Origin of the sequence: Peribacillus sp. FSL E2-0159 (genome assembly GCF_038643155.1) — a bacterium.
Classification (GTDB): Bacteria; Bacillota; Bacilli; order Bacillales; family DSM-1321; genus Peribacillus; species Peribacillus simplex.
This window is the reverse complement of the sequence record NZ_CP152053.1, coordinates 2,671,967-2,697,066: the sequence shown is the minus strand read 5'-3', so window position 1 is coordinate 2,697,066 and position 25,100 is coordinate 2,671,967. Positions and strand designations below refer to the sequence as shown.

Annotated in this window: 19 protein-coding genes and 2 pseudogenes; 8 read left to right on the top strand and 13 right to left on the bottom strand. The window is 38.6% G+C overall.

Annotated features, from left to right (window positions below; all coding sequences use genetic code 11):
- Positions 1-63: 63 nt before the first annotated feature.
- From NYE63_RS13210 to NYE63_RS13200, 3 genes are read right to left on the bottom strand one after another with little or no spacing between them, the layout of a single operon-like run.
- Positions 64-1,176: a Ger(x)C family spore germination protein gene (locus NYE63_RS13210; protein WP_342605494.1), complete on the bottom strand. Its 1,113-nt coding sequence runs from the start codon at positions 1,174-1,176 to the stop codon at positions 64-66.
- Positions 1,173-2,267 (bottom strand): GerAB/ArcD/ProY family transporter, encoded by a 1,095-nt coding sequence (locus tag NYE63_RS13205; protein ID WP_342605493.1) that lies wholly within the window; start codon positions 2,265-2,267, stop codon positions 1,173-1,175. The genes NYE63_RS13210 and NYE63_RS13205 overlap by 4 nt, the downstream gene beginning before the upstream one ends.
- Positions 2,264-3,694 carry a spore germination protein gene (locus NYE63_RS13200; protein WP_342605492.1) on the bottom strand — a complete coding sequence of 477 codons (1,431 nt, stop codon included), beginning with the start codon at positions 3,692-3,694 and terminating at the stop codon, positions 2,264-2,266. The genes NYE63_RS13205 and NYE63_RS13200 overlap by 4 nt, the downstream gene beginning before the upstream one ends.
- 212 nt (positions 3,695-3,906) lie before the next feature.
- Between NYE63_RS13200 and NYE63_RS13195 the strand changes: the two genes are divergently transcribed.
- The 5 genes and pseudogenes from NYE63_RS13195 to NYE63_RS13175 all read left to right on the top strand — a co-directional run.
- The gene (locus NYE63_RS13195) at positions 3,907-5,433 is read left to right on the top strand and encodes a spore germination protein (protein ID WP_342605491.1); all 1,527 of its coding nucleotides are present in this window, start codon (positions 3,907-3,909) and stop codon (positions 5,431-5,433) included.
- Positions 5,434-5,456: 23 nt separating this feature from the next.
- Positions 5,457-6,548 (top strand): GerAB/ArcD/ProY family transporter, encoded by a 1,092-nt coding sequence (locus tag NYE63_RS13190; protein ID WP_342605490.1) that lies wholly within the window; start codon positions 5,457-5,459, stop codon positions 6,546-6,548.
- Positions 6,545-7,630 carry a Ger(x)C family spore germination protein gene (locus NYE63_RS13185; RefSeq protein WP_342605489.1) on the top strand — a complete coding sequence of 362 codons (1,086 nt, stop codon included), beginning with the start codon at positions 6,545-6,547 and terminating at the stop codon, positions 7,628-7,630. Before NYE63_RS13190 ends, NYE63_RS13185 begins: the two co-directional genes overlap by 4 nt.
- 500 nt (positions 7,631-8,130) lie before the next feature.
- Complete coding sequence (locus NYE63_RS13180; protein ID WP_342605488.1) at positions 8,131-8,679, top strand: Rid family hydrolase; 549 nt, start codon at positions 8,131-8,133, stop codon at positions 8,677-8,679.
- Positions 8,680-8,701: 22 nt separating this feature from the next.
- Positions 8,702-8,845, top strand: a pseudogene (locus NYE63_RS13175) (twin-arginine translocase subunit TatC); the annotation flags it as partial.
- Between the two features lie 163 nt (positions 8,846-9,008).
- Here the strand turns inward: NYE63_RS13175 and cysI are convergent.
- Positions 9,009-10,727: an assimilatory sulfite reductase (NADPH) hemoprotein subunit gene (gene cysI, locus NYE63_RS13170; RefSeq protein WP_342605487.1), complete on the bottom strand. Its 1,719-nt coding sequence runs from the start codon at positions 10,725-10,727 to the stop codon at positions 9,009-9,011.
- Between the two features lie 26 nt (positions 10,728-10,753).
- Positions 10,754-12,568, bottom strand: coding sequence for an assimilatory sulfite reductase (NADPH) flavoprotein subunit (locus NYE63_RS13165; protein WP_342605486.1), 1,815 nt, complete (start codon positions 12,566-12,568; stop codon positions 10,754-10,756).
- 337 nt (positions 12,569-12,905) lie between these two features.
- Here NYE63_RS13165 and NYE63_RS13160 point away from each other — a divergent pair, with 337 nt between their 5' ends.
- Positions 12,906-13,814 carry a LysR family transcriptional regulator gene (locus NYE63_RS13160; protein WP_342605485.1) on the top strand — a complete coding sequence of 303 codons (909 nt, stop codon included), beginning with the start codon at positions 12,906-12,908 and terminating at the stop codon, positions 13,812-13,814.
- Positions 13,815-14,575: 761 nt separating this feature from the next.
- A complete protein-coding gene (locus tag NYE63_RS13155; protein ID WP_342605484.1) occupies positions 14,576-14,890 on the top strand; it encodes an iron-sulfur cluster biosynthesis family protein in 315 nt (104 codons plus the stop codon).
- A 574-nt stretch (positions 14,891-15,464) separates the two neighbouring features.
- Here the strand turns inward: NYE63_RS13155 and NYE63_RS13150 are convergent.
- The 6 genes and pseudogenes from NYE63_RS13150 to NYE63_RS13125 form a co-directional block, all read right to left on the bottom strand.
- Positions 15,465-16,018, bottom strand: a pseudogene (locus NYE63_RS13150) (transposase); the annotation flags it as partial.
- Between the two features lie 192 nt (positions 16,019-16,210).
- Positions 16,211-17,230 carry a Gfo/Idh/MocA family oxidoreductase gene (locus NYE63_RS13145; protein ID WP_342605483.1) on the bottom strand — a complete coding sequence of 340 codons (1,020 nt, stop codon included), beginning with the start codon at positions 17,228-17,230 and terminating at the stop codon, positions 16,211-16,213.
- 309 nt (positions 17,231-17,539) lie between these two features.
- Positions 17,540-18,577 (bottom strand): Gfo/Idh/MocA family oxidoreductase, encoded by a 1,038-nt coding sequence (locus NYE63_RS13140; protein WP_342605482.1) that lies wholly within the window; start codon positions 18,575-18,577, stop codon positions 17,540-17,542.
- A gap of 870 nt (positions 18,578-19,447) precedes the next feature.
- A complete protein-coding gene (locus tag NYE63_RS13135; RefSeq protein ID WP_342605481.1) occupies positions 19,448-20,299 on the bottom strand; it encodes an aldo/keto reductase in 852 nt (283 codons plus the stop codon).
- 71 nt (positions 20,300-20,370) lie between these two features.
- Complete coding sequence (locus NYE63_RS13130; protein ID WP_342605480.1) at positions 20,371-20,526, bottom strand: hypothetical protein; 156 nt, start codon at positions 20,524-20,526, stop codon at positions 20,371-20,373.
- Positions 20,523-21,695 (bottom strand): MFS transporter, encoded by a 1,173-nt coding sequence (locus NYE63_RS13125; RefSeq protein WP_342605479.1) that lies wholly within the window; start codon positions 21,693-21,695, stop codon positions 20,523-20,525. Before NYE63_RS13125 ends, NYE63_RS13130 begins: the two co-directional genes overlap by 4 nt.
- Before the next feature lie 403 nt (positions 21,696-22,098).
- Between NYE63_RS13125 and NYE63_RS13120 the strand changes: the two genes are divergently transcribed.
- Positions 22,099-23,016, top strand: a complete 918-nt coding sequence (locus tag NYE63_RS13120; protein WP_342605478.1) for an AraC family transcriptional regulator — start codon at positions 22,099-22,101, stop codon at positions 23,014-23,016.
- Between the two features lie 114 nt (positions 23,017-23,130).
- On the opposite strand, the gene NYE63_RS13115 is transcribed toward NYE63_RS13120, so the two are convergent.
- Together NYE63_RS13115 and NYE63_RS13110 are read right to left on the bottom strand one after the other, a co-directional pair.
- Positions 23,131-23,820: a DUF4405 domain-containing protein gene (locus tag NYE63_RS13115; protein ID WP_342605477.1), complete on the bottom strand. Its 690-nt coding sequence runs from the start codon at positions 23,818-23,820 to the stop codon at positions 23,131-23,133.
- 103 nt (positions 23,821-23,923) lie between these two features.
- Entirely contained in the window at positions 23,924-24,658 is a 735-nt protein-coding gene (locus NYE63_RS13110; RefSeq protein ID WP_342605476.1) for a cytochrome P460 family protein, read from the bottom strand.
- Positions 24,659-25,100: the final 442 nt, after the last annotated feature.

Genomic DNA, 25,100 nt, shown 5'->3' with positions numbered 1-25,100 from the left:
TTCAACAAAGAGAACTTGACAAAAAAACCTTCCTATACGGAAGGTTTTTCTTCTTATGACCATTCACTTTATCCCTCCTTTTGAACCGAAGTCTATGACCCTTAAATCCACATCATAATTTATATCGGCTTTACTGAAAACTTCGTCCCAATTCTGCTTGTTTTTCTCCCAAAACTTTGGATGTTGATTTTCCACATAACGATAAAATCCTGCTACACCTGTTTTATATTCATGCTGTAATTTGTATACGATTTTTTCGACATCCTTCTCAACTTCATCCTCGGCAATTCGCTCAATCTCTTTTAAATAGGCTTCTTCAAATGAATTTTCCTTACCATACCAATCTTCCGAAAGTCTTCCTGTGTAACCGACCTTAACATTTATCGTCAAATGATCCCCGTTTAATTCCGTAGTGACTTTCCTCCTTGTCCTTTTGATCACTTCAACACTTAAAGGCTTACCGTGTTGGACCGCTTCGATTATCCCGCCTTTCAAACTTCCGTTCAACCAATTTAAAGCAGCTATATCTTCCTCATTCATGACCCCGACCAACTTTGAATTGTTGATCACCCCTGCACCCTCCAATATTAATTTCCCACCTCTTATATCAACGGCCTGAATGGCAAAGCTTCCATCCGATTGCAAACTTGAGGAAGCTTTGCCCATTGTTAAAGGCGGAAGGATTTTATTCGTTCGCTTCACATTATCTTTCAATTCATAAATTACATTCGAAGGGATTTCCCCATCGTCGGCTATTCCCAAAATTTCTTTTGTTGGTCTCTTTGTTAAATAAACAAGACAACTTCTTCTTGTATTGTTATCTCGTATGGACTGATTAATGATAGCTTCCATAGGCACTTTCTTCAATACATCTTCATTAATGATCAGGATACGCTGATGATTGGTTAAAACCGTATTGGTTATGAGCAAAGAATCCCTTATTGCTTCATGCAACGTTTTGGCACTGACTGTAACATTCTTATATTTTAGTTGAGCTTGATTCTCCTGAACACTACTTCCTGGAGGTACCAGAATTTGCTGTGTTAACTTTATTTCGTCTTTCTTTTTACTATTATCGATTCCCATTCCGACCACAAGGGATAATTCTTCAATATTTTGACTGTCCCAACAGCCTGTAAGCAAAGGAATAAGCAAGATTACCCATAATCTTTTCATCCGCTTCTTCTACTCCTTTTCACTTGAACGATTGCGAATGTAATAATTGGCAAGCCAATCAATATAAAGGGAAATACATAGCCCAGCAAATCGCTCAGTTTAAAAATCTCGATTGTATTTTTAGGGATTTTGGCAAGAAAAAAAATGATTGGAACCAAAACAATAAGGTTCGTTGAATATGAATTGTTGAAAATTTTCGTCAGTCCTTCTGCTGCGAAGTAATAGTAAATTGCATGTGTACAAAAGAACTGAAGAATCCAGGTGATTAAGAGAAACAGCTCTAAACGCTCTATAAATATCCCTTTTACTTCATACGATTGAATAAAAGAAATGGTTGGCCATGTAACAGCTTTGACTTCAGGTACAGTCAGTGTAGCGACTACCAGAACATATGTAATCACATATAATATCATCGGTATGAAAAAACCGATTAAAGCGCCACTTTTTACCTTGTTTTGATTTTTAACGACGCCAAACAAAAAGATGAATAGTTCAATTCCAAAAAAAGACAAAGCCCCGGAGCCCATTCCTTTCATCACAGGGAGAAACCCTTTTCCAAGAACAGGCTGCAGGTTTTTTATATCGACTACTTTAATACTGAACATATAAATGAACAAAACGATGACAATTGTCAGAGGAAGAAAGAAGACGCACACCTTTGCAATGGCTTTAATTTTGCCTGTCAATAGATGGACACTCGCTAAAATCAATGTGAGCATCAATATTTCAACCGGCGTATCCTCCAACAAATAAAAGCGGACCATTTCACTCATCGCAAGCACTTCAAAGCTGGCCACACCTATAAAGTAAAACACCACGATCAACCCAATAATTTTGGAGAGCCACTTTCCATAGGCCTCCTCCATATATTTGTAATAGTTAGCCACCTTATGTTTTTTTAACAGTACAACCAATAAGCTTAAGAAAAGGGCAATAGCGATCCCATTAAAAATCAAGACGATCCATCCATCGGCAGAATTAACTTTTTCCGTTATCGTCCTTGGAAGCGTAAGCATCCCAACTCCTAACATGGCGCATGAAATGATCGAGGCCAATTCCCCACTAAGAATTTTGCCGTCTGCTTGGCTCAAGATAATTCTCCCCCTTTTTTCCGCTTCGGTAACCGGAGGAACGCGTCCTTCCAAGTCTTTTTACCGATAAAATCCGTTGGTTGAAAATAAGGTTCTTGAAAGCTAGTCAATTTCGACAAATGGCTGATAACGATGATAAAAAATAAAGTGGTTCCATATAGGCCTAGAACGGCGGAAAAAATCATCGCCCCGAACCTTAATGCCCTGAATGCCAGTCCAAAGCTATATTGTGGTACCGTAAAAGAGGTAATCGTCGTAATCGCAACGATTATGACCATGAGGGAACTCACAATATTCGCTTGAACGGCTGCTTGTCCAATAATGACACCACCAACCAATCCAACCGTTTGCCCAATGGGCGCCGGGAGGCGAATGCCTGCTTCACGAAGCAGTTCAATCGTCAATTCCATGATGATCGCTTCAACAAAAGGCGGAAATGGCACGTTCTCCCTAGTACCAGCGATGGTCATCGCTAGTTCCGTCGGCAGTAATCCAGGATTGAACGAAACCAAAGAGATATAAATTCCTGAAAGAAAAACGGTAATAAATAAAGAAAAGTAACGAAGGACACGTAGAAAAGAACCCGCTACCCACCTTTCATAATAATCATCAGGTGACTGCAGCAGCATCGTAATCGTCGTAGGTGCCATCAATGCAAATGGCGAGCCGTCAACCATGATGACCACCCTTCCCTCCTGCAATGCCGCCAATACTTTATCCGGACGCTCCGTATTCTGGATCTGTGGGAAAGGGCTAAACGATGTATCTTCAATTAATTCTTCAAGCATCCCCGAGTCTTGGAGATCGGTAGCTTTTACTCCATTAATCCGATTATTCACTTCTTTTAACAAAGAATCGCTTGCTTTTCCTTCATAATAGATCAATGCAACTTCCCGCTTTTCAAGCGTCCCTAACTTCTGTTGTTTGACGATTAGGTTGGGATGGTTTGAATATTGTCTTATCAAGCCGATATTTTCCTGGAGACTTTCGATAAACCCAAGCTTCGGTCCACGGACAACCCTCTCTGTCGAAGGTTCACTCAGTGTACGAATTTTCTCCTTTTCCAGATTCAAGACATAACCATTTGTTATTCCATCTATAAATAAAAGTGTTTTCCCGTCAAAAATATGCTCTTTGGCTTTTTCATATGTTTCAACATCTTGTTCCCTGACTGCACAGATTTTGGAAATGACCAGCTTCTCGATGTAAACCGGGTGCCTTGATTCGACCTGCGCAGCGGATAAATCTAGGACTATATCTTTGAATGCTGGATAATTCATCGTTCCATTGACAAATACAAATATTCCTGAAACTTCATAACCGGGAATGAATATCTGTTTAAAAACTACATCATCCTGCATATACAATTCAGATTTCAATTTTTCCTGCTTTTGATCCAATCTTATATGCAAGGGTGTACTTTCCATGGTGAACTCCTTTGGTTAAATGCGTTTTATTGTATCAGTTTCCTCTATTTTCAATTTTTTTATTCGAACAGGAAATGGCGACAGCTTTTAGACAAAGGATTCTTATAATGTATTCCCTTTCCTAAACGAGCATCCTTAACAATCCAAAATGGTTAATATGTAATTTAATTGCAAATGATAGGTTAACAAGCTTTAGTTTAGAGGTGACAGCATTGTTTAACCGCGGAAAGTTCAAAAAAAAACCTAATCAACCAAACGATAAAAATGATGAATTAAATAAAGTTTCGGATGTAAGAGATCTATTCAATACGCTTTCTTCATCTAATGATTTCATAAACCATCAAGGAACATATAATGGTGTAGGCTATTGGGTGTCTTTTTATCGCTCTTTAATTGATGCACAGGAACTTCATAAAAGTGTTCTTTCTGTCATCCCGACTCTGGAAGCGATAAATTTGGAGCAAATTAAAGAAAACGTTCCTATAGAAAATACACTTATCACCAATACCAAGGTTGTAATCGAAGAAAGGATCATGAGAGGCGAAATTGCCATTCGTTTAGATGCGAATCTTGATGAATGCCTATTAATCAATGTTGCGGCCCAACAAGGAAGGCAAGTTGATAAACCTGAGCTTGAATTTGGAATCATAAGTGCTCAAGAAGCTTTTGTCGAGGATATTGATATCAATCTGAATCTAGTCAGAAAAAGGCTGCCTATCCCTGGATTACAAGTAAGTGAATTGACTGTGGGGTCCTTGTCTAAAACGAAAGTGGCGGTTTTATCTATAAAAGGAATCGTTGATCAGGAAAATGTCGATAATGTTATCCAAAGGATCAATGACATAGAGTTTGATGAAATATTGGATGGGTCCTATCTCGCTCAAATGCTTTATGATGATTCAAATACCATATTTCCCCTTTTTTTAAATACCGAAAGGCCTGATCGTATCGCAAGTGCATTGGCTGAAGGTAAAGTAGCTATGTTAATCGATAGGTCGTCCTCAGCACTTATTACACCAACCATTTTGCTGGAATACTTCATCACCATGGAAGATTATAATATGCCATGGATTCCGGCATCTGCTTTCCGTTTATTAAGGATATTCGCGGTCGCTTTTTCGATATTTGCCACTCCTATTTATGTAGCGGTGCTGACTTATCATTATGAACTGATTCCTAAAGATCTTTTGGAAACGATCGTCACTTCAAGGAACTTGATACCTTTTCAGCCTTTGATCGAAGCCTTATTTTTAGAGATCTCCATTGAGTTATTACGTGAAGCTGCTGCCAGGCTGCCAACGAAGGTAGGTCAGACATTAGGTATCGTCGGCGGTATCGTTATCGGTCAAGCTGCCGTTGTAGCAGGTTTGACCAGTAATATCTTATTAATCATCGTTGCCCTCTCAGCACTGGCATCTTTTGTTACGCCTATTTATAAAATGGGTAATGCCATTAGGGTACTGCGGTTCCCCTTTTTAGTGGGGGCCCAAATATGGGGACTGCTCGGGATTACGATTGCGGCCGTGTTTTTGATGACCCACCTTATCAAATTAACGTCAATGGGACACCCGTACCTAGAACCGATATACCCATTTCGTATGCAAGATTGGAAAGATAGCTTTGTCAGGCTTCCTTTTAATTTTTTTAAATCCAGACCTGTAAATTTACGTCCTGATGATATACACAGACAGACACAGCCAAAAAAAGCAAGAATCAAAAAAAATGATTTTAATGAATGATTTACATTTAAATGAGGTCCTATATGAACCAAGCTGGAGTTAATGAAAAGTATAAGGTATCACCGTTCTATGTGTTTTTTTTAGTGCATTCCATGCAAACCGGAGTAGGCGTTTTAAGTTTTCAAAGAGTTTTAGCGAAGACAACGGGAACAGATGGCTGGATTTCGATACTACTAGCCGGCCTGATCGTTCATATATTGATTTGGGTCATATATAAAATCTTCAGTATCGTTCCTGGTGATATCATTTCTGCCAATAATCATGCATTCGGGAAATGGATGGGGAATTTCTTTAGTCTATTATTCATCCTTTACTTTTTGATCCTTGGGATGACAGTCATGATTAGCTATATAAACGTCATACATGTGTGGATGTTTGAAGAGGTACCATCTTGGGCGTTTGCTTTAGTATTCCTGATCCTGATTTATTATATAAATACGGGAGGTTTCCGAACAATTACGGGTATTGCCTTTTTAAGCGTCAATATGACATACTGGCTTTTATTTGTCCTATTCTATGCCATGAAATACTCTGAATTCATCAATTTGCTTCCTGTTTTCCACCACACTCTATTGGATATATTGAAAGGAACAAGAAGTACTTCATTAACGATGCTTGGTTTTGAAATGATCCTGATGTTTTATCCGTTCATCAAAGATGCTAAAACTTCACAAAAATATGCTCATGGAGGGGCCTTAACAACCACTTTAATAACCGTATTCGTTTATTTGGTTTCACTGGTTTTTTATTCACAAAAACAGTTGGAACTGACTATTTGGCCAACACTGTCATTGACCAGCATTGTCGAATTGCCCTTTATCCAGCGATTTGAATATATAGACGTTTCTTGGTGGGCCATCGTCATCATACCCAACATGACCATCGCCTTGTGGGCTGCAAGCCGAGGTTTCAAGCGTATATTCAATGTTCAGCAAAAGTATCCATTATGGGGGATGTCCATTATTATCCTGCTTACCAATATTTTTGTTTTTGATGTCGATTCACTATATATATTGAATAAAATAATCAATCCATATGGCGTACTCTTCCTTGTTGTATACTTGCCACTTCTTTTGGTCATCATCTATATAAAGAAAATGAGGAAACAGAAATGAGAAAATTTTTTCTTATTATCTTGGCTTTCCCCCTCCTTTGCAGCTGTGCCCAGCCAAGGGTGGTTGACGAAGTCAATATGTCCCAAGCCATTGGCTACGATATACTCAAGAATGATCATGTCGAAGGAATGTTCGTCATCCCTATCTTCCAACAGGATAAGATGGGTAAATATCAAATTTTAAGTGGAACATCGACGACAACGAGTGATGTCCAGGCTGTCGTTTCAAAAAAAGCAGATAAGCCGGTGTTACTTGGACAGACACGCATCATTTTATTTAGCGAGAAAATGGTTCGTGAAATCGGAATAACAGAACTAACCGATTATCTCTACCGTGAGCCGCAACTTGGAAACAGGGTCATTTTGGCTGTCGTTGAAGGAAAGGTCAAGGATGTAATAAATACGAAACCACCAAATACGAATGTGAATATTGGAATCTTTTTATCGGATTTGATTAATCAACAGAATGAAACAGGGAACGGACCGGATACTAACCTCCATCTTTTTTTAGGAAACGCTCTAGAAGCTGGCGGCGATTCGTATCTTCCTTTGATTAAATTAATGAATAATGAAGTTGCGGTTTCTGGAGTCGCACTATTTCATGAAGATAAGATGGTCACTAAAGTTCGAACGGGTGATATGTTCATTTTTAAATCATTAGTTCAACATCATAGACGGGGAGTATACAAATTCAAATTAAAAGACAAGAAAAGAAGCGATATCGTAGTGGAAAGTATCCGAAGCGGTTCAAGTTATGAAGTATCCGAATCAGAGAGCAGTCCCTCGATCACGATTAAGATCAAAATTAAAGGACAGATCAAGGAATCCATGCGAAGTGAAAACCTTACCAATAGAAAGATGATAAAAAAAATTGAACAGGATATGGAAGATGATTTAACCAGGCACGCAAACCGCCTTATTAAAGATTTTCAGAAAAAATCCCTTGACCCGATTGGCTTAAAGGAAAAATACCACGCCAAAAATAAAAAAATGACCTATGAACATTGGAAAAAGATTTATCCGAAGATGGACATTAATATAGAAACTACAGTTGACATCATCCAAACCGGGGTCTCTGAATAATTTAATAATAGGAATACTTCTTACCTGCTGACAGTAAGTAACTTTACGACTGAACATATCTCTAAAATAGTAAACATAGGTTCCCTTCTCACCTGACATTCCAGGTGAATATTCCTGTCCCAGGCTGTCGAGAAACCATTGACAGCCTTTACTAATTTCAATTCACTTCGATATGACACCGGGGGTATGCTCCTGCGAAAGGACATCGGAGCATGTGTGTTTTCGAACTACACGTTCGCGCACTTTACAGTGAAAGCGGATGGGCTGAATATTCTTCAGCCCATCGTAAAAACTACTACCATATATTAAATATGCTACAAGGTAACATTCATCTTGCTGGTGGTCATCTCAGTTATTTAACTTGAATGTCATATGCTTTTGAATTAGCAAGAATGGTAGTTAACCGAATCAATGAAGAAGTATTAAAAGCCCACTTCTAAAGTAGGGTAAAACAGATTAATTACCCCTCGATGCTTTTATTAATAAAAGGAGCTGACTTTATGAAAAAAACTTTGAAATCAATCATCGCTACTTCTGTAATAGGTATAAGTGTAATCTTGGGATTCTCTTTTGCTTCCGCAAGTAGCGAAAAAGATGAATTGAACTCAGAAAAAGTGACCTTCTTTGGGTCCCCAACTTCGGCGATTTCCAGTTCAGTTGCTATACCTCAAGATTATAGCCGGTTAGTGTTTAGTGGAACAGTAGCTCCTCTTTTAAAAAAAGATGGAAAAACTATTTATGAGAGATATGGCAATACAGAAAGGCAGGCAATCGGAATCTTAGAGAAATTAAAAGCAGATTTGAAAACAAAAGGACTTTCCCTCGCTGATGTAACCTATCTGCGTGTGTATGTCGCGCCAGATCCAAATAAAGAAGATACACCAGACTACCAAGGTTGGTTTAATGCCTACGATCTGTTCTTTAACACAAAAGAAACTCCGGTGAAAACAGCTCGTTCAACAGTAGGGGTGGAAAGTCTGGTTTCTCAGGATTATCTGATTGAAATTGAAGCAGAAGTAGCCTATAAAAATAAAGGTAAGTTAAAATAAGAAGTTAGACTTTTGTTCTTTTATCGTATCAATTCTGACAACTCCTCCTGGTTTCATCTCGGATATCCTGGTCATTATTCCTTTACTGGTTCTTTACGAACTGAGTGTCACTATCTCCAAGCTTGTTTATGACAGAATCTATTCAACCAAGTTCCAGTTTAATTAATCAAAGTGTTTTAGTGAAACTCTATATTTCCGCCTCTAATGTACCTACAATCCTAAAGGAAAGGAATTGAAAATACAAAACGCTCGAAAACTTTTCTACTTAATATAAAACACCTTGAATACAAAGAGAGACAGGAACATATCCCTGTCTCTCTTTCGATTAATCAATCATGAAAATTCGTTCCATCCGTCACTTCTTTGACGATGCCAGCATTTATGACAAAGTCACCGAAATGCTCTCCTTGCTGTCGTTCTTTCGCATAACGGGAAAGAAGTACACGCAGCTCTTTTAATATCTCTTCTTCACCGATGTTTTCACGGTACATTTTGCTTAATCGGCTTCCGTCGAATGCAGCACCAAGATACATATTATATTTGCCAGGTGCCTTACCGATAAAACCAATTTCCCCGAGTGCATGTCTGGCACATCCGTTCGGACAACCGGTCATGCGAATCGTGATTTCTTCGTTCCTCAGCCCGTTTTCATCAACGATGGTCTCGACTTTATCAAGCAGAACCGGCAAATAACGCTCTGCTTCGGCCATTGCCAACCCGCATGTTGGAAGCGACACGCATGCAATCGAGCTGCGTCGGAGTGCCGAATGATGTGCACCATCCGTCAAACCGTATGTTTCAAGCAATTCTATGATCTTTTTCTTTTTCTGACTTGACACATCTGCAATGATCAGGTTTTGATTGGCCGTCAAACGGAAATCACCCGTATGGATTTTTGCGATTTCGCGCAAACCGGTCATAAGCTTATAATCATTGATATCGGCAATTCGTCCACCCTCAACAAATAGAGTAAAATGCCATTTTCCTTGCATGCCTTTTACCCATCCATAGCGGTCACCATTATTTTCAAAATGATAAGTTCTCGCTTCCTCTAGCTTCCATCCTAAACGATTTTCCAGTTCAGCCTTTACAGGTTCGAGCCCAAGCCTGTCAACCGTATACTTGAACCTTGCATTTTTCCGAACGGATCGGTTTCCGTAATCCCGCTGAATCGTAATGACTTTTTCTGCCACAGCCAGTATTTTGTCTGGCTGGCAAAAGCCGATTACCTTGGCTAGTTGAGGATATGTCGCCTTGTCACCGTGAGTCATTCCCATACCGCCGCCGATCGCCACATTAAAACCAACTAGTTTTCCATTTTCAACAATTGCTATGAAGCCAAGATCTTGGGAGTAAACATCAATGTCATTGGATGGAGGGACGGCAATGCCTATTTTAAATTTCCTTGGCAAATAAAGCTTTCCGTACATAGGTTCGACTTCCTCCACTTCAGGAGTACCAACCACTTTTTCTTCATCCAGCCAGATTTCATGGTACGCCCTTGTACGCGGCAATAGATAATCACTCAATTTTTTCGACCATTCATATACTTCGGAATGGATTTCGGATTGAAATGGAATCGAATTGCACATTACATTCCGGTTTACATCTCCGCATGCAGCGATTGTATCAAGCATGGAAGCATGGATTTCCTGAATGGTTTTTTTCATATTCCATTTTAAAATACCATGCATTTGAAACGTCTGCCTTGTTGTCAATTTCAAGGTTCCGTTACCGTATTTCTGAGCAAGGTCATCCATAACAAGCCATTGAGATGGCTGGGCAACCCCGCCAGCCATACGGACACGCAACATAAATTGATAAGCAGGCTCCAGTTTTTGTTTTTGACGCTCATTGCGTAGATCCCGATCATCCTGTAAATAGCTGCCGTGATGTTTCATTAGTCGATTGTCATCATCCGGAATACCGGCGCTGATCCGATCCTGCATCACTTTTCCAAGTGTACCCCGCAAATAATCGCTTTTTTCTTTAATTTGCTCAACATCACTAGGCGGGCCTTCTGGTGCTTTCAATAGTGGGTTCACCATGTTGTAATCTCCTTTTCATCCAAATTTCAGTACACATCACGTTGATAGCGTTTATTCTGTTTCATTTCTTCAAGATAAGCTTGCGCATCAGCATGACTCATATTGCCTTCTTTTTCAATAATTTCAATAAGCGTATTATGGACGTCATGTGCCATGTTCTTCTCGTCACCGCAAATATATACAGCTGCCCCTTCTTGAAGCCATTCGTATAATTCACCGCTTTGCTCGCGCATCCGGTTTTGAACATACACTTTTTCTTCAATATCACGTGAAAAGGCAACATCCATCTTCGTAAGTAAACCTGTTTTCAACCACTTTTGCCATTCAGTCTGATAAAGGAAATCCGTCACGAAATGCTGATCGCCGAAAAACAGCCATGTCTTCCCTTTCGCATCCGATTCTTCGCGATCCTGGATAAAGGATCTGAATGGAGCAATGCCCGTTCCCGGTCCAACCATGATAATCGGAGTGTCTGGGTTCTTCGGCTGCTTGAAGTTCTGGTTATGCTGAATGTAAACGGGCAGCAAGTCCCCTGGCTGTAATCTGTCCGCACATAAAATGGAGCAGACACCATTTCTTTCCCGACCGTGACTTTCATAACGGACAGCTCCGATTGTTAAATGCACTTCATCCGGATATGCGGATAAGCTACTCGCAATCGAATATAAACGGGCTGGCATTTTCCGGAGGATTGATACGAACTCTTGCGCCGATTCACCCCATGAACCAAAATCACGGACAAAATCAAGCAAATCACGGCCTTCACGATATTCTTTTAATCTTTCTTCATTACCTGGCACTAAAAGCTCCTTTAAATCCTCGTTACCTGAAAGCTGGGCCGCTTGTTCAATGAGTGATTTTGTCAAAACCGTAATTTCAAAATCGGAGATGAGCGATTCCCTAAGCTGACGAAGTTCTCCCTGCTTATTTACCTTCACGGTTTCTTCAGGGTCCCAATTGAGTTCCTTAAGAAGCATATCCACTAACTCCGAATCGTTTTTCGGATAAATACCAAGGCTGTCACCAGGTTCGAATGTAAGACCTGAGCCCTCAAGAGATAACTCAAGATGATGTGTCTCTTTATTGGAGCCACGGCCGTTCAAATTTATATTTTCCAGCACTTCCGCTTTAAACGGATTCGTTCTCGAATACGTTTGTTCACCTACTGAAGTTGTCGCTGCGGGAACTTCAGCAACAGAATTGCCTTGCCCTTCATTTAAACTAGAAATGACTCCTTCCAGCCATTCTCCAGCCGGCTCATCATAATCAAGGTCACAGTCCATTCTCGGAAATAACCGTGTCCCGCCAAGTTCCTCCAAACGTTTATCGAATTGTTTTCCCGTTTCACAGAAAAACTCATATGAGCTGTCCCCAATCGCCAATACCGAAAAGCGGAGACCTTCAAGGCTTGGTGCCCTCCTGCCATGAAGGTACTCATGGAAAGACAATGTATTATCCGGCGGATCACCTTCTCCATGCGTGCTAACGGCAATCAGAAGATTTTCGATTTTTTTCAAATTGTTGACTTTAAAGTCACTCATGGATGAAATGGTAACCTGAAAGCCATTTCCCTCAAGCTTACTCGCTGCATTTTCTGCCAGCCCTTGAGCATTGCCCGTCTGTGAACCATAAAGAATGGTCACCTCTTTTGATATTGTCTTCCCGCCGCTTTGAGCTTCCAATACCGGGGCGTCGGCTGAACTCATATTCGAAACTGACAAAGATGCAGTCAGATAACCGCTCAACCAAATTTTTTGTGTTTCTGTCAAGCTAGGCAGCAGGCTGTTAAGGAGCTCTGCCTGCTCTTGATTAAAGGGACTGTTATTTACCTGAAGTTGCACGATTTCCACCTCACAAAGGGATATTAACTTATCTTAGTTGACTATTATGTATAACGAGTAGGTCTAATCATTTTTATTTCATTCCATAAATTAATTAACTCGTTTACTCCTATAGACCAAGTCGGTTTTAATTGCAAAAAAATTTAAAATACAGTCTTATAGGTTCATAGCACGCAACAAATAATAAAATTAGGTTATAAAGTACAATAGCTTTACCCAGCCTATACTCTTCCTAAAATAAGTTTCTCATTAAAACTTTACTGGAAGGCACATCATTAGTAAAATATATATAATTTATTGTAACTATTAAGAATATTAATAATAAGGAGAAATTTCTATGTACTATGATGCTCTAAAAACATTTGTGACCCTTGTGGAAGTCAAGAATTTTACAAAAACAGCAGAAATTCTTCTAATGTCGCAACCAAGTGTTAGTTTGCATATAAAAAAATTAGAAGAAGAGTTCCAAACCAAATTATTTCTCCGTTCTCCTAAATTTCTAAAAGTCACCTTAACTGGAGAAATTCTTTACGACCGGGCCAAGCAAATGATCACAATCTATGAACAGACCAGACAAGACATTCAGGAACACGATAGGTCCATCAAGGGCGAATTAAAGATAGGGGCAAGTTTTACAATAGGAGAGTATATTCTTCCTTCTTTACTCATCGACCTTCAAGAGGACTATCCTGAACTTGAACTTCAAGTCGTAATTGGAAACACGGAAGAAATCGTTCAAGCCGTTCGGCTTTACAAAGTGGATATTGGTTTAATCGAAGGTCAAACTAATGAAAAGGAGCTTTCTGTTCACCCATTCATGCAAGATGAGCTATTCATTGTGTCTTCTAACAATCATGAACTCTCTAATAAAGATGAAGTGGAAATTACTGATTTACATGAGCAAGCATGGGTAACCAGGGAAGTTGGATCTGGTACACGTGAATACCTTAACCACGTCATACGTTCAAATGGATTGAAAATTAAATCGATACTTACAATAAGCAGTAATCAAGGAATTAAAGAAACACTTATAAAAAACGGCGTAGGGCTGGCTCTGCTTTCCCAAAGTGTTATTGAAAGGGATGTACAAAATAAAATCCTTTCTATTATTCAGGTGAAAAATGAATCCTTTAACAGAACACTTTCGTATGTCTATTCCCCAATCATGAAAGATAAAAAGAATGTCAAGACTTTTATAACTGAATTAAACAAAAAATGGCCTATGAAAGCAAAGCCGAAAGTATGATCATTGGGGAGAACGCAGTCTCATTAATGATGGAAACCCCTTTACCTGACAGCAAAACGCATATATTAAACGGCATGAGAGTTCTAACCAAAAAAGTCGATCCACTATACATGAACTGCCCCCCTATTGTTTGACACACTAAAACATTGGAGGTGCAGTTCAACATTAAGGAATCGACTTTTTTATATCTTCTTATGCACTAACACCCTCTATCGGGTAAACTTCTTCTGAATTAGGCCCTTAATTGGCATCGCCAGTCTTAGATACAAAATCAACCTTTACTCGGAGGTTGAAAAACATACGCTTTATGTCGTAATTACTGACTTTACTAATCCACTTGCTATAGAATCCTAAATTAAACACCAAATGATAACACTCGATTTTCTTTGCTCCCTCTATTTATATATAAAAGTAATTATTATTTGAAAGGCTCCTGTTTTTTTGTTCGGGAAAAAAGCCATAGTTTCACCAAAGAATGACCTTAAATCTTTTACTTCAACCTTATCAATGATTAACAAAAAGGGAATTTCTCCCAAAAAAAGAACCGCAATGTTTTAAACTCCATAAAATCGAATATTTTGAGCTTATTTATTTTGCGAAAGCCCCTTTTTTTTTGAAACTCTATTATATCGCAAGGAAAGGTCTAACACATTAACTTATAAACAATTGGGTATACGAATAAATAGAGGATTCTTCATATATTGATTTTTGTTTTCCTTGTATAGATAAAAAATAACAACTTTTGTATGGGAGCGGGTTTTATGAATATTGAGATTAAAGAAGCAGCGATTGAACAACTATTAAAAGTGGATTATAAAGAGAATGAAGGTGTTCGTATCGAAGCCATCTATGTTGGAAGCTGTTCGATTTATGTGGAACACGAATTGAAAATTGATAATAAGAACGAAGATGATGAGAGATTCATAATTGATGGGGTACCCATATTAATATCAAGTGAGTCTAAAAAGCATCTTCCGGATAAAGTCTTTCTTAACTACAGTGATGGACTTGGATACAAATTATATTCAGACGAAGAAACATTGAGATATAATCTCCAGTTGAATAGAGTGAATTAAAAAAATGAACATAGTAAAAAGCCCTTCTGTTTTAGTTGGGCTTTTTGTGTTTATACTCAGAGAATTTATCATCGGCATTTACCTAAAGTGATTTTTATTTTCCCATGGGATGGAACTGCACTACCATTAGCAACTGATTTTTGAGTAATTTATTTCCCCACTAGTTATAATCACAAACATTAGATTAAATTATCACAAATTTAAAATATGACCATTGGTCATTTAATCCCATATTTAGGGTCTAATATATTGTTATTCTATTATTTAGATAATTTTTCAGCTCAGCCAAAATCTAAAGCAAGTATTGTCTAATAGGCTTCCGCAAAAAGGTTGCTTCAGCAACCTACCTTATTGAAGTAAAGCACCCTTTTGAATAACCAAATCTGCCCCGATAGTTACATAAAGAAAAAGCTGCCTTAAAGACAGCTCTGATCTTCAGCTAAACCAGCTAATAGGATGTCAATATCTTTCTCTAATATTTTCATTTCCCTTATGATATACTATTTTTGTTCATGACAGATAACCCTCCAAAACCCTTTTGGAAGGATTTTTCTCTGTTTCACAAAACCGTTAATTAGGCTAAATCTAGTAACGTTTCTTTTCTCTTTAATAAAGCGTAAATCCAGTGAGGCAACTTATTAATACAGGCAACGATTGACACTTTGGCAGGTTTACCTTCTGATTTTTTCTTATCATATAATGCTTTAAGTTTTTGTTCCTTGAACTTCTTATGTCGCAAAGTACGGCAAGATACAGAGAATGACGTAGTCTGCTCGAACCTCTTTTAGTCATACGATTTATGGTTGCCGTAAACTTACCCGATGAGTGAACACTTGGATCTACTCCAGCGAAGGCAACCAGTTTTTTCGGATGATTAAACCGATCGATTTCACCAATTTCAGATATAATCGTGGCTGCGATTTTTTCTCCTATACCGGGAATCGATTGGATAATCTTATATTCTTCCATTTCATTTGCCAGGGTCACTATTCGATCTTCCAAATCAGAGAGGTGTCCCTGGTAATGAAAAAGCAACTCAATATACATACGAAGATTGATTACGTGACTTTCATACATGTTTTTTGGAAATGGATTTCGAGTTGCGGAGTCCATTATTTTTTTTGCTTTTCCCCATGCCATTCAGCTGATCGGCTAATGTTTTGTCTAAGCTTGATGGGTATGTGGCAGTACCCATTAAGGAACTAAAGGGACAGGATACTTTAAGAAGGATTTTATTCTGGGACACAAAGCATCCTTACGCCTGCAAATGAAGGGGGTGGTGAAGGCGGGAATCCCCCTTCAATCACTTCTATTAATGAATCAAATCATAACATGCTGATCAAGTTTAATAGGACTGTTTCTTCTCACAGATTCAATACTAGCTAGTGCAATTTTCAAAGACCATCGAGCATCTTCCGCAGTTACTAATGCTGGTTTATTATGAATCACACAGTCTACGAAACCTCTTAATTCTGCAATATAAGCATCAAACAATAAATCTTGATCATATCGACATGTATTAAAACTTACCCCGTTATGATTATATCTCGTCATGCTAGATTCACGGATTCCCCCTGCAGTAAGCATACCTTCAGATCCGAAAACCTCTGCCCTCACATCATAACCATATACTGCCTGGAAATTCGCTTCTGCAGTTGCTATCGCACCATTATCAAATTTTATCGTAACAACAGCAGTATCTAGTAATCCATTACACTTTAAATCAGGACGAATTAATGCATCTGCCACCGCATACACCTCAACAGGCTTTGCACCAGGATTCAAATACATTAATGCATCAAAGTCATGGATTAAGGTTTCTAAAAAGATCGCCCATTCTGGAATTGATTCCGCTCTATTTAGCTTTGGATCTCTTGTTGTAGATTTTAACAATTGTGGCATACCAATTTTACCAGATACAATTTCTTCATGGGCAGCTTTAAAGCCTTTTTCAAACCTTCTATTAAAACCAACTTGAACCAAAATATTACTTTTTTCACTCGCTTGAACAATTTCGTTTGCTTCTTTTAAATTAACAGCCATAGGTTTTTCACAAAATACCGCTTTACCTTGTTTAATAGCAGCAAGGACATGACTAGCATGTGTACGTGCTGGTGAAGCAATCACCACGGCGTCTATTTCAGGATCTTGAATTAATTCCATCGGATCTGTGTATGCTTTTGCATTTATGTCTAATTGATTTATAAATTTTTCTGCAGCACCAGGAGCAGGAGCTGCAACCGCATATAATTTAGTTTGTGGTAAGCGATAGGCAAGCGTCTCCCCATGAAAAGCTCCCATTCTTCCAGCACCAATTAGACCAACATTTAGTTTATTCATAAAATAACCTCCTGAGAATTTATGTAGTATATACATTTACCTATTTAGGAAAGTCCCTGCCTTCAATTCGAAGTGTGATTAGCACCCTACGAAAACAAGGTAAATCCATTTTCCTCACCCTCAAAGAATACAGCGAGACAGGAACGATTGCATGGTATTTTACTCCCTGGAAGATAGGGACTGTCGCTTAATAGTCTCTATTTGTCTTGTATATCTTTAGGCAGCCTGAGTTGTTACGTATGCTTATTTTTAGATTAGATAACTTCCCCTTCTCAAATACTTCATTTCTTTTGTCAGCTCATCATTTTTTTAAAAGAGCTGCTCCTTAGATTGACGGACATAGGACAGGTTCCCTAATGATAAATTTACAAATGTTTCTTTTTCAATAGACTTAAAACACGCCTCAATAACCTTCATATTTTGAATGGTATCTTCTAAAAGATCCACTTGCATTTTCCCTTCTATTATTAATTGAGAGAAATACTCTACTTCTAACGTGTATTGCTGTCCGTATAAATCTTCTACCCTATAATTTCCACTTTCACCAACTATAACAATATGCGCATTTCCATTTTGAGGTATAAAGGCTCTTGGCGCTTGAACGGTGCCTTTTGTCCCAATAATTTCATATTGACCCACTCTTGTTCGGTCCATTGCAGCATCAAACTCTGCTATGATCCCATTTTCAAGCTCAATTATTCCCGTTACTGACATATCTACTAGCTTAGATATGTCATTTTGAGTTGAAGCAAAAACCCGTTTAGGTTCGGTATTTAAAATTTTTCTAATTGAATGAATACAGTAACAACCGACATCATAGATACTGCCCCCGCCTAATTTTTGATTCATTCGAATATTTCCAATTTGATCATCAAGGAAAAAAGAAAGGCTCACCCTCATAATCTTTACTTCACCAATTTCACCGGAAGCTATAATTTCTTTTACTCTTTTATGTTGTGGGTGAAATTGATACATAAAACCTTCCATAAACATAACGCTATTTTTCTTACAAACTTCGATCATTTCTTTTGCTTCTATTACAGTCAAGGCTGCGGGTTTCTCACAAAAGACATGCTTCCCTTTCTCAGCTGTTTTCTTTACCCAGGTTGAATGGAGTGCATTTGGCAAAGGAATGTAAACTGCATCGATATCTGGATCATCTAACAACTCCTCATAAGTCCCGTAAATCTTAGGAATCCTAAAATTTGAAGCAATTTCGTATACTTTATTATTTGAACTAGCGATTGCAACCACTTCTGCATTAAATGCATCCGTAAATGCTGGAAGTAATTCATCTTGAGCAATGAACGCAGTACTTAAAATTCCCCAACGAACTTTTGTAGCCATTCTTCCAACTCCTTTCATTAAATGTTTTTGTTTTGCGAATAGGAGGGATTTATCAAGCCTTGAACCCATCTGGTCTTTCTACTTCTCCAAACTAAAGTTTCACAAGCTTGAACAGGAGTATTTCACCAAAAAAAGCTGAGATATCCCCCTTATCATTTCTGCTTTTTTCTAAGAATCATCGGTAACCGAAGGTATTGAAGTAAAAAACTTTTTTAATTACATGCTGAGTAAGGTGCACTTTATCTATTTTAAGATACGCAGGGCTTCGCTAATTTTTCTTTTTGATGCAAAATACCATTATGTAATCGGTTTCTTTTTTTTATACATTTAATGATTGATGATTTTTTCTATTAATATAGCTGATTATATAAAAACATATAATAAAAGTAATTGGGTTTTGAAGACATGTTTTTACACTTTAAAGACATCCTTTTAAAGAAGCAGCATAAGGGTGACAAATTTTTCAGTCCAAAAGGTTCTGAAGGTATATGGAAAACAGTTATCGTACAAATACAATGAAAGTTTGAAAAAATAAATGGAAAGTACCATTGCGAGATTTTTCATATTTTTACCAGTCTTAGTTTCTGAACAAAAAAACAAATTATTCAGCGACATTATCTGTTTGAGTATAAAAAACAGCATATCCCTCCCTATTCTGGAGAGAGGCGTTATCTGCTCTTACAATTTGTTTTTTCTAAGTAGGTAAAGGAAAAGGAAGGGAAAATTGAGCGAGTATTCGTTGAGCATTATCTATTAAACTGAGGGAGTTCAATAATAATTTAATAAAAACAGCCAGTTAGGTAAACTGGCTGTTTTTTAAAATGAACATACATGAACTACCATAGAATTAACGCAAGGTGTATGATTGCATTAAATATCAAGTTTACGGCTACCAATCCATTTCACAATTTCAGGATCGCGATGTGAAAAGAATAAGCTTTCTTTCGTATCTAAAGTAGCGATTCTTTCCATATCCTCTTGACCTAATTCAAAGTCAAAGATATTGAAATTTTCAATCATTCTTTCCTTACGAACAGACTTCGGAATTGCAACGACTCCTCTTTGTGTCAGCCATCGTAGAATAATCTGGGCAACGGATTTATTATGCTTTTCGGCTATTGATACTAAAATTTCGTTCTGGAACATGTTATTTTTTCCTTCAGCAAATGGCCCCCAAGACTCTATTTGAACATTGTTCTCTTTCATAAATTTAGCACTTTCTATTTGCTGGCAGAAAGGATGTGTCTCAACCTGGTTTACAGCAGGAATTATTTCATTATGAGTCATCAAATCCATCAGACGGTCCATTTGGAAGTTACTAACTCCAATAGCCTGGACTTTCCCTTCGCGGTACAATTCCTCCATAGCGCGCCAAGAACCATATACATCTCCGAATGGCTGATGAATTAAATACAAATCCAAATAATCCAATTGCAGTCTTTCAAGTGAACTACTGAATGCTTTCTTTGTGCTCTCATAACCAGCATCCTGAACCCAGAGTTTTGTAGTGATAAACAATTCCTCTCTTGGCACACCACTCCGTTTGATTGCTCTGCCGACTGCTTCTTCATTTAGATAAGAGGCAGCAGTATCGATCAGACGATAGCCTGCAATTATAGCGTCATAAACGACTTGTTCACACTCATTTTCATCTTGAATCTGAAAAACACCAAAGCCTAGTATAGGCATCTCAACACCATTGTTCAAAATTACTTTTTGCATATAAAAACCTCCTGTTTTTTTAAAAAATCGGAACATACTACTTACAATAAACAAAATTTATTGGTGTTAAATTATCTCACTTGATGTGTAGGACGAATAAGCATTTCATTAATTGCTACATCTGATGGCTGTTCAATGGCAAAAACTGTCGCACCAGCAATACTCTCATGGTTTATCGCACCTTCATAAGCTTTATCTATTCCTGTTTTCAGATCCAAAATAATCACAACTGTGCACTTGAGAGCTCACGGCCGCGTCTAAATGAAAACACTCCAATCAGTAGAGCAATCACGACTGATGTAGCTCCAACCCAACTGATTTCCAGTATTGATGACCTTCCCGCAACAATACCTCCAATTCCAGCACCAGCGGCAAACCCAAGTTGTACAAAGGAACTGTTCAGGCTAAGCACGATGCCAGAGGCTTCTGGAGTCAACGAGACTAGGTTAAAGTTTTGGGTAGGCCCGAACGTCCAAGCAGCGATCTCCCAAATCATAAGCAATGGGAGGGTAACCATTCCCAATCCAAATCCAGAGACAGTGGACAGCAACACTAGCGAGATGATGTGGACAACCATGGAGCCGACCAGCGTGCGAACGATGCCGATCCGGTCTGCCAATAAGCCACCAACCATAGAGCCAATCAAGCTTGCTATACCCATAGCTAAAAGAATGATACTTAATTTCCCTTTCATGGTTGGCATAACGGCGGTGAGAAATGGAGTGATATACGTATTGAGCATCGAATAGCTAATAAATACAAAGAAGGTGACACCAAGAGTAAGTGCAATCCTCGGATTCTTCAATAGGGCAAGACGTTTGCCCAGAGAAACAGACGCTTCGCCCTCCATGACCGGAATCGTCCGTGCAACGGAAAAGATAGCCAATAGGCTGAAGAGGCCAATGCCCCAGAAGATGCCCTTCCAATCATAAGACGAAGCAATCATACGGCCAAGGGGAACGCCGAAGACAAGTGAAGAACTATACCCCATTGCGATGTTAGCCATCGCTCCGCCCTGACGTCCAGGAGCCGCCAGTTTTGCAGCTATACCATAAGCGGTGACAACGAAGACCCCTGTTCCTACCCCAAGTAAAACTCGAGAGGCCATCAACAATCCAAAGCCTGGAAGAGTGATTACCCCAATGACGCCAAGTAGTATGATGGCCAGAGCCAGTAACAACTGTTTACGCTGATCCATCTTCGAGGTTGCTACCATAACAAGAGGCGTTCCGATTGCGTTACCGAGAGCGAATACGGTAATAAGCTGACCTGCGGTTGCTACCGATACATCGACGGAAGCAGCCACTTGATCCAACGTACCTACGATGACGAATTGTGAAGTACCGACTACGAAGCTAATAAGGGTCAGCATGTAAATTTTCCAAGTGTTTTTCATTCTGTTCTATCTACTCCTTTATCTATGATGTGATATATCAAGTTTTGCATTTTAGACTTTTTGTATCTTGTTTAGTTACCAGTAAAACTCCTCCTCGAACTTCTACACTTGGAAGTCACAGCATAACAACAGCTTATTTCCATACAATCAGCCCGTTAGAAGAAACTTCTGGATCATTTCGTTCTACTCTACGCTTTGCATGATTTAACTTTCATTCTTTGCATTATTATCGCTTTAAACGGTTATATTATTTAACCGCATCCTTATTATGCTACAAGGGAGAAAGCAACCGGTATCCCATTCTTATCAAATGATTGCCCAATCCTCTCACGACCATTTACGTAGAAAGTGAATTAGCATTATAATGGGACCAACACGGATGAAGAAAACAAAGGAGGATTTTATGTTTGAACAATTATATAGACAAAGAGTTGAGCTCGCCAAAATCATAGAAGATCACACAGGACGTGACGATACTCAAATGACTGCTATTCCGTCTTTATTTTTCTCCCGTTATTCTAATGATACTGGACCAAATTACGGAGTTCACAAGCCTTCCTTATGCATAGTGGTTCAAGGGATGAAGGAGGTATTGTTGTCACAGGAGCTATTTATGTACGGTCCTGCCGATTACCTTGTTGCATCCGTTAAGCTGCCAATTACCGGACAAGTCACGGAAGCCTCTTTCGAAGTGCCTTATCTTGCTCTCAAACTTGAATTTACACCGAGTGAAATATTAGAAGTGTTACGTGAATTCCAAATGGGAGTTGACAAAAAGGAAAATGCAAAACGAGGTATGTACGTCAGCAGAACAGAGCCATCTTTGCTAGACGCGGTAACAAGATTAGCTCGTTTACTAGATACTCCAAAAGACATCAAGGTACTTGCTCCTTTAATCGTGAAAGAAATCATCTATAGGGTTCTGCAAGGAGAACATGGGGATATGCTGAAACAAATAGCAATAGAAGGAAGTTCTACTCATCAAATCAGTGACGTGATTGAACATATCATGAATAACTATGAAAAGTCTTTTAAGATTGAGGAACTTGCGGAAATAGCAAATATGAGTGTTTCTTCACTTCATCGGCACTTTAAAGAGATAACCGCGATGAGCCCCATTCAATTCCAAAAACAACTGAGACTTCAAGAAGCCCGAAGCCTATTATTATCCGAATCAGCAGATGCAGCAGATGTTGCCTTCCAGGTTGGCTATGAAAGTCCATCACAATTCAGCCGTGAATATTCGCGCATGTTTGGTTTACCACCAAAAGAAGATATAAAGCACCTGAAGGAGCAATATGAACAAAGTGTAAAAGCTTGATTCCCCTTAACGTGGGTTCATTCTATGTATTAATTTAGTGCCAGCTACACTTTAAATAATATAGAAAAGTGCATAAATCTAATCCCGGATTCATGCACTTTTTCATTATGCAATTTACCTATCTTTGTAGCCCAAAGCTTTATCCTGCTTCCGAACAAATTTCAGAGCATAATGAGTCCCACTAATATATATTCCCATGATGGATAGATGATCAATTAAAAATCCCATGGAGGATTTATCAATGTTCCAACCAAATGGGTTATATACCGTTAACTTGTAAAGCATATCTCTCTCGAAAGAAGCCTGCACACCATAAACAACAATCATCACCGCTATGACACGAAACACAATTGTGTGGATACGGCTGGTGTTAGTAATTCCCTTCATCTTTCGTACTGCATTTATAATTGTTCCCCAGGACATTCCTATATGTACAGCCATGAAGATAAATCCCCAATATGAAGTCATAACATGTATCTGTAATAGAATCATGTCATTGTTTTTAGGAATAAAGGCAAATATGACATGGGAAATTGGTACAGAACTTAGCATCACTACAGCCATAGAAACGAGAAAAAGCAAATTGACCGCAATACTCAGAATACGTAGTACATTGTGCTTTCCCTTAAGAATCGTCTTATACCATCTTCGATTTAAAATATTGTGGGCAATAAACAACAAAAACAATAAAACTCCTACCAGTTCATGGATTGTATTTCCGGTAATATGGTAAGCCATAGCAACTAACATCAGAAAGGTCATTGAAAGGTCAATAACCAGCCTGATTAACATATTTCGATTCAAAAGGCTCTCCTCTTTCAACTTTAATTAATAATTGGGTCGGTTATTCGATGGGAAGTATTATTGATGATATCATTCAAATTTCGTTTAAATGCTAGACAATCTCCTATGTCTCTTGATTAAAATGGATCATCAAAAGAACCTTCTGGATAATCCCCACTTTTTCTTCATCTTCCATTAAGCTATTTCCATTCAATATATCCCGTGAGGCCTCCAGATTATCGTCTAACGTTTTTACCTCCCAGTGATTTGTAGGAATACCTGCAATCTTGGATTCTGTACTGCTGTCCTTTGATCCTGTAAAATCTTCAAGATCATATTTCTTCATTTCATCCAACGTGTTCACGAAGTCATCACGCTCCTGATTGGCATGACAAGAAAAGCAGCGACCGATGTCTTCCTCGTAATCCACTGACTTGTCTCCATTGAATTCCTGGTATAGCCAATCGCCGTTACGCATCTCAGGGGGATTCTGGTCTACCCAGCCATCCCGCTTTTCCATCACAAAGATTTCATCAAGCTTTTCATCCCTATAGATTTCGAGAGTGATTACGGTGTCGTCAGGGATTGGCTGACCGTTCTGCACCGCTTCTATTGCTTCCTGGCTCGTGTAGAGGTCCTCTCTGACATTTCCTCTATTTACAGTCGTGTAGTTCACACCCTTATCGTAGTTCTCAGGGAATTTAACAAGTTCACGACTGAACTCAGCCATCTCCTGCTGTGAGGTATTACCCGATGGACCCTTTTGAGAACTCCCATTTGTGTCATTATTGTTGTTGCAAGCAGTAAGAGTGAGGGACATCACCAATGCAAGGAACGTAGTAAATAATAGTTTTTTCATATTGTTTTCCTCCTACAATTTTTAGTATTTGTATTGATTCGTTGGAGTAAAATAGTATAAGATTCTGGGATGTGGTGCTGTTTTTATGGTTGAAAATTCTGAATTCTGAATACCAAAGGTAATGACTATTATTATTGGGGAATAGCTGCTTATGTTTCTTTTCACTACTCTGTTTAGAAACTTTGGATTTTATTTCAACAGAATAATTGTTTTAGAAAAAGTAGAGGCTTTTTTATTATGCAGCAAATGAAAAAACGACCGATATCCTATTCCTATCAAATGGTTGCCTAATCCTACCACAATAAAGATTAAAGTTATACGCATGGTTATTTTGACAAAATCACAAATATCTTCGTATTGAATTATTTAATAGAATGAAATGACCTGCTATAAGTCATAACGATACCAGTGGGATATTATTGGTGAAGAATCTATTGTTATC